Origin of the sequence: Mesorhizobium sp. M7A.F.Ca.AU.002.02.1.1 (assembly GCF_003998535.1) — a bacterium.
GTDB lineage: Bacteria > Pseudomonadota > Alphaproteobacteria > Rhizobiales > Rhizobiaceae > Mesorhizobium > Mesorhizobium ciceri.
This window is the reverse complement of the sequence record NZ_RZPB01000225.1, coordinates 1-8052: the sequence shown is the minus strand read 5'-3', so window position 1 is coordinate 8052 and position 8052 is coordinate 1. Positions and strand designations below refer to the sequence as shown.

Sequence of the window (8052 nt, the reverse complement as noted above, 5' to 3'; positions counted from 1 at the left end):
GGCCTCGACAGCCTCATGGTGCCCTTGAGCTGCCGCCCGGAGGATTTCGAGGCCTTCTGGGCCGGCATTACGGCACCGAGATGATCACGCCCCTGATATTCTCGGCTGCCGTAATGCCGGCCCAGAAGGCCTCGAAATCCTCCGGGCGGCAGCTCAAGGGCACCATGAGGCTGTCGAGGCCCTTCTGCTCGAAGATCTCGTTGAATATGCCGGGGCTCTTGGCATGGGCCACGGGATGGGCCAGCATCACGAAGATCTCGGCCTTGCCGGTTCCGCGCATCGGTTTTACTCCTTTTCTTTTGACAGTTCGTGGCCGCTGAGGATCTCCAGCGCCTGGACGAGGGACGAGTGGTCGGCCTCCGCGCCGCCTGGTCGGGCTGAGCAGGCGCTCATCAGTTGTTGCGCCATCGCGGTGTTCGGCAGCGAGACGCCAAGCGCGCGGGCGCTTTCGAGCGCGAGGTTGAGATCCTTCTGGTGAAGCCGCATGCGAAAGCCCGGGGCGAAGGTCCGGGCGATCATGCGCTCGCCATGCACCTCCAGCACGCGGGACGAGGCAAAGCCGCCCATCAGCGCGGCGCGCACCTTTGCCGCGTCGCAACCGGCCTTGCTGGCAAAGACGAGCGCTTCCGCCACGGCCTCTATGTTGAGCGCGACGATGATCTGATTTGCGATCTTGCAGGTCTGGCCGGCGCCATTGTGCTCGCCGATCAAGGTGATGTTCTTGCCCAGCGTCCGAAAGATCGGCAGCGCGCGCTCGAACTCTGCGGTCGGCCCGCCGACCATGATGGTGAGGCTCGCCGCCTTGGCGCCGACCTCACCGCCCGAGACCGGGGCGTCGAGGTAGCCGGCTCCCGCTTGCCGCAGTTTCGCTGCGAATTCCGCAGTGGCGATAGGGCTGATCGAGCTCATGTCGATGACCAGCTTATCGGCCGACAGCCCCTCCAGGACGCCGTTTCCTCCAAGCAGGACACGCTCCACATCTGGCGTGTCGGGCAGCATGGTCACGATGATCTCGGACATCCGCGCCACATCGCCAGGAGAGGCGACGACCGATGCCCTAAGGTCCTTCGGCAGAGGGGAGCGGTTCAGGACCGTGAAGATCTCATGTCCCGCGTCGACGAGATGGTGCGCCATCGGTGCTCCCATCACACCGAGCCCGATGAACCCGATCTTCATTCTTGAACCCCTGTACGAAGGTTGGTGCGTATTGCATCTTGCAGCAAATTATTGCCGTATGATATAGGACATCATACAAATTTCAACGTCCTTTCGCTCATCGGAGACCGACCGCAAAATGCAAGAGCGCCTCAACACGCTGAAGGCTGCCGTGTCGGCCGGCCGGACCCATATCGGCATCTGGTGCTCGCTGGCTTCGGCCCTGACGACGGAAATTGTCGCGGGCTCCGGCGCCGGCTGGCTGCTGATCGATGGCGAGCATAGCCCCAATCATCTGCGCAGCATCATGGCCCAGTTGCAGGTCATGGGCGGCTTCGACAGCGAGGCCGTCGTCAGGCTGCCTTCCGACGATCCCAATCTGATCAAGCAGGCCCTGGATATCGGTGCGCGCAGCCTGATGATCCCCAATGTGCGGACGGCCGATCAGGCCCGCGCCATTGTCGCGGCTATGACATATGCGCCTGGTGGATTTCGCGGCTTCTCGGTCGGTCACCGTGCCAACGGCTTCGGTCGCATCGCCGGTTACCACGCCAAGGCGCGTGAGCAGCAGCTTCTCGCCGTACAGATCGAGGATGAATTAGGCGTCGCCAATGCCGCGGAAATTGCGGCAGTGGACGGCGTCGACGTTCTCTTCGTCGGACCCGGCGACCTTTCCACCAATATGGGTGCGATGGGCAATCCCGGGGCCGCACACGTTCAAGAAGCGATCGCCTCGGTGCGCAAGGCGGCAACGGCGGCAGGCAAGGCCAGCGGGATCCTGGCTCCCGCAAAGACCGATGCCGACCGCTACCTCGCCGACGGCTTCACCATGGTTGCCGTTGGTTCCGACCTCGGCCTGCTGGCGCGGGGCTCGGATGCCTTGGTCGCTTCGTTCACTCAGTAGACCGGAGATACAGCCATGCCGATCCCCCGGTACAAAGCGCCGTCACGCACCGCCTACGACATCGTCATCGTCGGCGGCGCCGTCATCGGTTCGTCCACGGCCTACTGGCTGAGCCAGGCGCTGGGCAGCGGCGCCTCGATCCTCGTGGTCGAACGCGACTCGAGCTACGAATTCTCGTCGACGGCGCTCTCCACCAGTGCGATCCGGCAGCAATATTCCAATCCGATCAATGTGAAGATCAGCCAGTTCGGCATCGAGGTCATCCGCGGATTTCAGGAGCGTATGGCACCTTTCTACAAGGACGAACCGGCGCCCGACCTCGGCTTCAAGGAGCATGGGTATCTTTACTGCTGTTCACCCGACGGCGTCAAAGCGGCCCGCGAGCGCGTCGATCTGCAACGCAGTTTTGGGGCCCACACGGTGTTTCTTGAGCCGGGCCCGCTGAAGGATCGCTTCCCCTGGCTCAATGTGGAGGATCTCGGTGGCGGTTCCTGGGGGGCCAGGGAAGAGGGCTGGTTCGATTCCGTGGGGCTGATGAACGGTTTCCGCCGCGCAGCCCGCGCCAGCGGCGTCGAGTATATTGACAATGCCGTGACAGGGCTGGACATCGCCGATGGGCGGGTCATCTCGGTGCGCCTCGCGACCGGACAGACGGTTGCCTGCGGAACATTGGTCAACGCCGCGGGCCCGCGCGCTCAGCAGGTGGCCGCCATGGCCGGCCTGTCGATCCCGGTCGCGCCCTACAAGCGCTACAGCTTCGTCTTCGCCAGCGCCAACCCGATCCCCGGCCGGATGCCCAATGTCATCGACCTTTCCGGAACATTCGTGCGTCCCGAAGGCGAGCTTTTTCTCACCGGCAACACGCCGCAAGGCGACGGACCGGCCGGCTACGACGACTTTGAAATGCACCATGAAGAGTTCGACGACTACATCTGGCCGGCACTCTGGCACCGCATTCCGTCTTTCGACGCACTCAAGGTCCAGACCAGTTGGACCGGCCACTACGAGTACAACATGCTCGACCACAACGGCATCGTCGGCTTCCACCCGCAGGTGACCAATTTCATGTTTGCCAACGGCTTCTCGGGGCACGGGCTGCAACAGTCGCCAGCCGTGGGCCGCGCCGTTTCAGAACTTATCGTTCACGGGGCTTTCCAGACGCTCGATCTTTCGCCGTTCTGTTACGAGCGCATAGATCGCAACGAGCCGTTTCTCGAGGAAGCAGTGATCTAAAGCGAGACGATCGGTCACCCATTTTATCTCGGGCATTCAGCGTCCAATGAAATTGCATTTTAGTCAGAGACGTCGTGAAAACTACTCGCTCGGATCGCTCTATCTTAGCAGGGGCGTCACGAACCCACGGTCGATCGATTTGGTTGCGGCGCTGCCAGATCTCGGCCAGAGGAGGCCTCGTGGCGCATGAGGAAACGCTCTATGGCGCGGATGATGGCGATCAACAGCAGATTGATCACAAGGTAGAGCACGCCGGCAATGGCGAAGATCTCGAAGATTGCGAAGGTCTGGCTCATCAGCCGCTTGGCGTAGCCGGTGATCTCGAGCACCGTGATCGTCGAGGCAAGGCTGGTCCCCTTGACGACCAGGATGAGCTCATTGCCATAGGCCGGCAGCGCCTGGCGGATGGCGAGCGGAAACTCGATGCGCCGGAACCGCAGCATGCGCGACATGCCGCATGCCTGCGCCGCTTCGACGAGGCCAACCGGAACCGACATCAATCCGCCGCGCAGGATCTCCGACGTGTAGGCAGCCGTGTTCAGCGCAAGCGCCAGCACGGCGCAGCGCGCGCCGTCGCTGATCAACCACCACAAAGCTGCGTTGTCCTTGATCGAGGAAAGTTGGCCAAGCCCGTAATAGAACAGGAAAATCTGCACCAGCAGTGGCGTCCCGCGAAAGACATTGGAATAATATTTGGCAAAGCCTGACAGGAAGCGGTTCGACGACAGTCGCATCAGCGCCAAACCGAGGCCCAGATTGAAGCCGATCAGCACCGAGACGAACGTTAGTGCCGCTGTGACCCACAGGCCCTTGAGCAGGACGGGAACCGCTAGCTGGATGAGATCCATCATAACTACTTTCTCGTCCTCACCCTGAGCAGGCGTTCGATGCCGTCGAACCCGGCCTGGCTGACGAGCGTAATGGCCAGATAAACCACAGCCGCGATCAGGTAGAAGATGAACGGGTGGCGGGTGGAATTGGCGCCAATGAAAGAAATGCGCATCAGCTCCTGAAGGCCGACCACCGAGACCAGGGCCGTGTCCTTGATCGTGGTCTGCCAGACGTTGTTGATTCCGGGAACCGCGATGCGCAGCATCTGCGGCGCGATGATGCGGCGAAAGATCCGGCCGCCCGATAGCCCGAGCGCGCGCGCGGCCTCGATATGCCCATTGGGGATCGCGCCCAGGGCCCCGCGCACGACCTCGGTCGAATAGGCGCCGGAGATCGCGCCGATGGCGATGACCGCGATGACGAACGCATAGCCGCTCTCCGCGACCCCGGCATAGCCGAAAGCGGTCACGACCTTGGTCACGAATTCAACCGAACTGAAAAACAGGAGGTAGATGATGAGCAGCTCGGGCACGCCGCGCACCAGCGAGGTATAGGCATCAACGAGCAGCGAGAGCGGAAATATCCGGGCCCATTTGATCAAGCCGCAGACAATGCCGATCACCAGCCCGGCCGCCATGCTGACGAGACCCACCAGGATCGTTATCGACGCGCCACGCAGGATGGCGGTCACCCAACCCGCTTCCCAAACCTGCCAGAGACCGAATTCCATCTGAGTTGCCCTAGTCTTGTCGTGCCAATGAAGTGCATGCGCCCGGAGCTCCGGGCGCATGCGAGGGTTCCAAGGCGTTATTTGCAGGGCCGGGAAATGTCCGTCTTGAACCATTTCTCGCTTGCCTTGCCGACCGAGCCGTCCGCGATCAGCTCGCAAAGCGCCTTGTCGATCTTGACCTTGAGTTCGGTGTTGTCCTGCGCGATGCCGACGCCGATGCCTTCGCCAAGCGTCGGGTCGTATGTGCTCTTGATCTCAACACCGACCAGTTGGAAGTTCTTGCCGTCAGGCTTGTCCAGAAAATCCTGCAAGGCGGATTGATCGGCGAAAGCCGTGTCGATACGGCCGCTCGCCAGGTCGATCTGCATCTGGTCAAGCGTGTCGTAGGTTTTCAGGTCGGCATTCGGTGCACGCTTCTCGAGGAAATGCGCGTGGGTCGTGCCAGCCTGCACGCCGACCTTCTTGCCGTCGAGCGACTTCAGCAGCGTGTCGACGTCGGTGATCGCGGCCAGATCAGACCCCTTGGCCGCGACGAACATGTTGGCCAGTTCGGCATAGCCGACGCTGAAATTGATCTCCTTCTTGCGATCGGCGGTGATCGACATGCCCGAGATGATGACGTCGAAGCGCTTGGCCTTCAGCGCCGGGATCAACCCGTCGAACGCCTGCACGACAAAATGGCAGGTCACCGCGAGTTTGGTGCACAGCAACGCGCCGACATCGGCGTCGAAACCGGTGACGTTGCCATTGGCGTCGGACATGCTCCATGGCGGGTAGGCGCCTTCCGTTCCGATGGACAACTCCCCTTCGGCCGCCAATGCGCTTCCCATGCTTCCCGCGAGACATGCGAGCAGCGTCAAGACTTTCAGTTTCATATCAGTTCCCCTTGTTGTTGGTCTTCATTGCCGTTGTCCGGTGCGAACCGGACGCTTCGAGAATGCTTCCCTCACAGTGTCCGAGCCAGGAATTGGCGCAGACGCTCCGAGCGCGGGCTGCCGAACAGCTCCGCGGGCGCACCCTCTTCCTCCACCTTTCCCTGGTGGAGAAACAGAACCTTGTGGGAGACCTCGCGCGCGAACTGCATCTCGTGCGTTACGAGGATCATGGTGTTGCCTTCCTCCGCCAGTTGACGGATCACGCGCAGCACCTCGCCGACCAACTCGGGATCGAGCGCCGATGTCGGTTCGTCGAAGAGGATGACTTTGGGACGCATCGCGAGCGTTCGGGCGATCGCGGCGCGTTGCTGCTGGCCGCCTGATAACTGGCCCGGATAATGAGCGTGCTTGTCGGCGAGCCCGACCTTCTTCAACAAAGCGTGCGCATGTTGGATGGCCTTCTCGCGGGGCTCCTTCAAGACGTGCCGGGGCGCTTCGATGATGTTCTCCGCCACAGTCATGTGCGGCCACAGATTGAAGTTCTGGAACACCATGCCGACGCGGGCGCGGATGCGTTCGACCTGCGCCATATCGGCTGGCCCAAGACGGCCGCTCGACAGCGGCTTCATCTTGATCACCTCGCCATCGATGGCGACCTTGCCGCCATCCGGCTGCTCCAGAAGATTGATGCAACGCAGGAACGTGCTCTTGCCCGAGCCCGACGAGCCGATCATGGAAATGACCTCACCGGCATGGGCGGTGAGATTGACGCCCTTCAACACCAAAAGCGAGCCGAAGCTCTTGTGAAGCTCGTCGATCTGCACGGCCGGCGTGGTGATCTTTGCCTTGTCAGCGGGCGCCGGATCGGCCGCGACGGCAGGAAGGGTTGGCGGCGTCTGTTCGCTGCTGGTGTCCTGGGTTATCTCGACGGTTCGCAGGTCCGCCAGCGCACGATCGAAATAGCGCAGGCTGCTGGACAGGCAGGTGCGTTGCCAGTCTGGGTCATCCGGGATGAAGGCGCAACGCAGAGTGTCGCGGATCCGCTTGCCCAACGGCGAATCGAGCTTGCCGAACAGATGCAGCCAGTTGTCGGCCTGGACCGCTTCCATGACAGCCGGCCCGTCCAACGTGCCGCATTCAACGACAAGCGGCAGCACGCGCGCGTTCGGCATTGCCTTGCGGACGGCATCGGAGACATAGCCGGTCGCCGTTGCCGTGATGCCGGTATCGGTCTTGGCGCCCTGGCCTGTCAGGACTGTCGCCAGCGCCGGCCCGAAGATGGATTTGCCCCAGGCAAGGCCGTCATGCTCGGAACTCGCCACAGAAAGCAGAGCCGGATAACCGTAAGGCCCGGCGCCGGTATGCAGGTCGAAGACGATGGCCTGGCGCGCCGCGCCGGCAAAGGTCTTCAGAATTTCGTTCAAGGTGCGGTTCGACCAGACCGGGCCGCCACCGCCGTAGAACATGCCGTCGGCGAACTCATACTGGCCGGCTTCGACGATCGCCGCCAGCCCGGCATGCCCAAGCCTTTTGCGCGCCACGGCGAGCTTCTCGTCGGCCGCTATGCGGTCCGGTCCCTCCCACTCGCGATACGCCATGGCGTCGTGCAGGCCGGCATAACCGTTGTTGACGGGAGCACTTGAAGACCAGTCGATGAAGTTGCGGTTGAGGTCGACATTGTCCTCGTTGACGCGCCGCGACCAAGCCGTACCCCAGGGATTGATGAGGTGAATGGCAAGGATGGCTGTGTCGCCGGGCAGGCGCCGCAGGTGCTTCTGGCCGAGCCACGCGGTCTGGCAAGTCGAGCCGAACGGGCCCTCGACACCATGCGTACCGGAGATGAGCACGATCAGCTTGCGCGCATCGCGGCGGCCAAGCAGCGCCACATCCGTCGCCAGCGTCTCGCCATCCGGGCCGTTCAGCGGATGAACATATTCAGACAGTTCCGCGCCGGCCCGCTCGGCGGCTTCGCGAAATCTCCTGCGAAGGACGGCGAAATCACGGGCATAGGCGGGGGCTGGCTCATCATGGCGCATGGTCGATCCCACCGGATCGCTGGCGGTTGCGGTCAATCCGTTCATTCCCTGTCGTTCCACCGTGGGGCTATTCATCGTTGTGATGGCTCGTGTTCTGAGGTGGCAATCGGCGCTCATTGCCGGAAAGGAGCGGCCTGGAGGACCGGACAAACCAGGCGTCGGAGGGAAGCACCTTGTCGGGGTTCATGATCGACTGATCGTCCAGCGCTCGTTTCACCCGCTCCATCGCGGCGAGCTTCGTCGGGTCAACCGTCGCCAGCAGCGAATGGATGCGCTTGGACCCAACAC

9 protein-coding genes are annotated in these 8052 nt (G+C 62.4%); 2 read left to right on the top strand and 7 right to left on the bottom strand.

From position 1 onward, the window contains the following. Positions 1-67: 67 nt before the first annotated feature. Entirely contained in the window at positions 68-280 is a 213-nt protein-coding gene (locus EN879_RS15800) for a hypothetical protein (RefSeq protein ID WP_245493824.1), read from the bottom strand. A gap of 5 nt (positions 281-285) precedes the next feature. Further along, positions 286-1176, bottom strand: a complete 891-nt coding sequence (locus EN879_RS15795) for a 2-hydroxy-3-oxopropionate reductase (RefSeq protein ID WP_063168721.1) — start codon at positions 1174-1176, stop codon at positions 286-288. A 118-nt stretch (positions 1177-1294) separates the two neighbouring features. Here EN879_RS15795 and EN879_RS15790 point away from each other — a divergent pair, with 118 nt between their 5' ends. Together EN879_RS15790 and EN879_RS15785 are read left to right on the top strand one after the other, a co-directional pair. Next, entirely contained in the window at positions 1295-2059 is a 765-nt protein-coding gene (locus EN879_RS15790; RefSeq protein WP_063168720.1) for an HpcH/HpaI aldolase/citrate lyase family protein, read from the top strand. A gap of 15 nt (positions 2060-2074) precedes the next feature. Then, on the top strand, positions 2075-3292 hold the full coding sequence (locus EN879_RS15785) for an FAD-dependent oxidoreductase (RefSeq protein ID WP_024503251.1): 1218 nt from the start codon (positions 2075-2077) through the stop codon (positions 3290-3292). A 116-nt stretch (positions 3293-3408) separates the two neighbouring features. On the opposite strand, the gene EN879_RS15780 is transcribed toward EN879_RS15785, so the two are convergent. The 5 genes from EN879_RS15780 to EN879_RS15760 all read right to left on the bottom strand — a co-directional run. After that, positions 3409-4140, bottom strand: a complete 732-nt coding sequence (locus EN879_RS15780; RefSeq protein ID WP_063170307.1) for an ABC transporter permease — start codon at positions 4138-4140, stop codon at positions 3409-3411. 5 nt (positions 4141-4145) lie between these two features. Further along, positions 4146-4853, bottom strand: coding sequence for an ABC transporter permease subunit (locus EN879_RS15775; protein WP_063168719.1), 708 nt, complete (start codon positions 4851-4853; stop codon positions 4146-4148). A gap of 77 nt (positions 4854-4930) precedes the next feature. Beyond that, complete coding sequence (locus EN879_RS15770) at positions 4931-5728, bottom strand: transporter substrate-binding domain-containing protein (protein ID WP_063168718.1); 798 nt, start codon at positions 5726-5728, stop codon at positions 4931-4933. 71 nt (positions 5729-5799) lie between these two features. Beyond that, complete coding sequence (locus tag EN879_RS40620) at positions 5800-7809, bottom strand: DUF2817 domain-containing protein (RefSeq protein WP_082826520.1); 2010 nt, start codon at positions 7807-7809, stop codon at positions 5800-5802. 22 nt (positions 7810-7831) lie between these two features. Further along, positions 7832-8052, bottom strand: a 221-nt coding sequence (locus tag EN879_RS15760) for an FAD-linked oxidase C-terminal domain-containing protein (RefSeq protein ID WP_281034593.1), incomplete at its 5' end; no start/stop codon positions are given.

Excerpts from the sequence above, each read along its gene's own strand:
- EN879_RS15770 (WP_063168718.1), bottom strand. The coding sequence starts at position 5,728 with ATGAAACTGAAAGTCTTGACGCTGCTCGCATGTCTCGCGGGAAGCATG.
- EN879_RS15795 (WP_063168721.1), bottom strand. The coding sequence starts at position 1,176 with ATGAAGATCGGGTTCATCGGGCTCGGTGTGATGGGAGCACCGATGGCG.
- EN879_RS15790 (WP_063168720.1), top strand. The coding sequence starts at position 1,295 with ATGCAAGAGCGCCTCAACACGCTGAAGGCTGCCGTGTCGGCCGGCCGG.
- EN879_RS15785 (WP_024503251.1), top strand. The coding sequence starts at position 2,075 with ATGCCGATCCCCCGGTACAAAGCGCCGTCACGCACCGCCTACGACATC.
- EN879_RS15800 (WP_245493824.1), bottom strand. The coding sequence starts at position 280 with ATGCGCGGAACCGGCAAGGCCGAGATCTTCGTGATGCTGGCCCATCCC.
- EN879_RS15775 (WP_063168719.1), bottom strand. The coding sequence starts at position 4,853 with ATGGAATTCGGTCTCTGGCAGGTTTGGGAAGCGGGTTGGGTGACCGCC.
- EN879_RS40620 (WP_082826520.1), bottom strand. The coding sequence starts at position 7,809 with ATGAACGGATTGACCGCAACCGCCAGCGATCCGGTGGGATCGACCATG.
- EN879_RS15780 (WP_063170307.1), bottom strand. The coding sequence starts at position 4,140 with ATGGATCTCATCCAGCTAGCGGTTCCCGTCCTGCTCAAGGGCCTGTGG.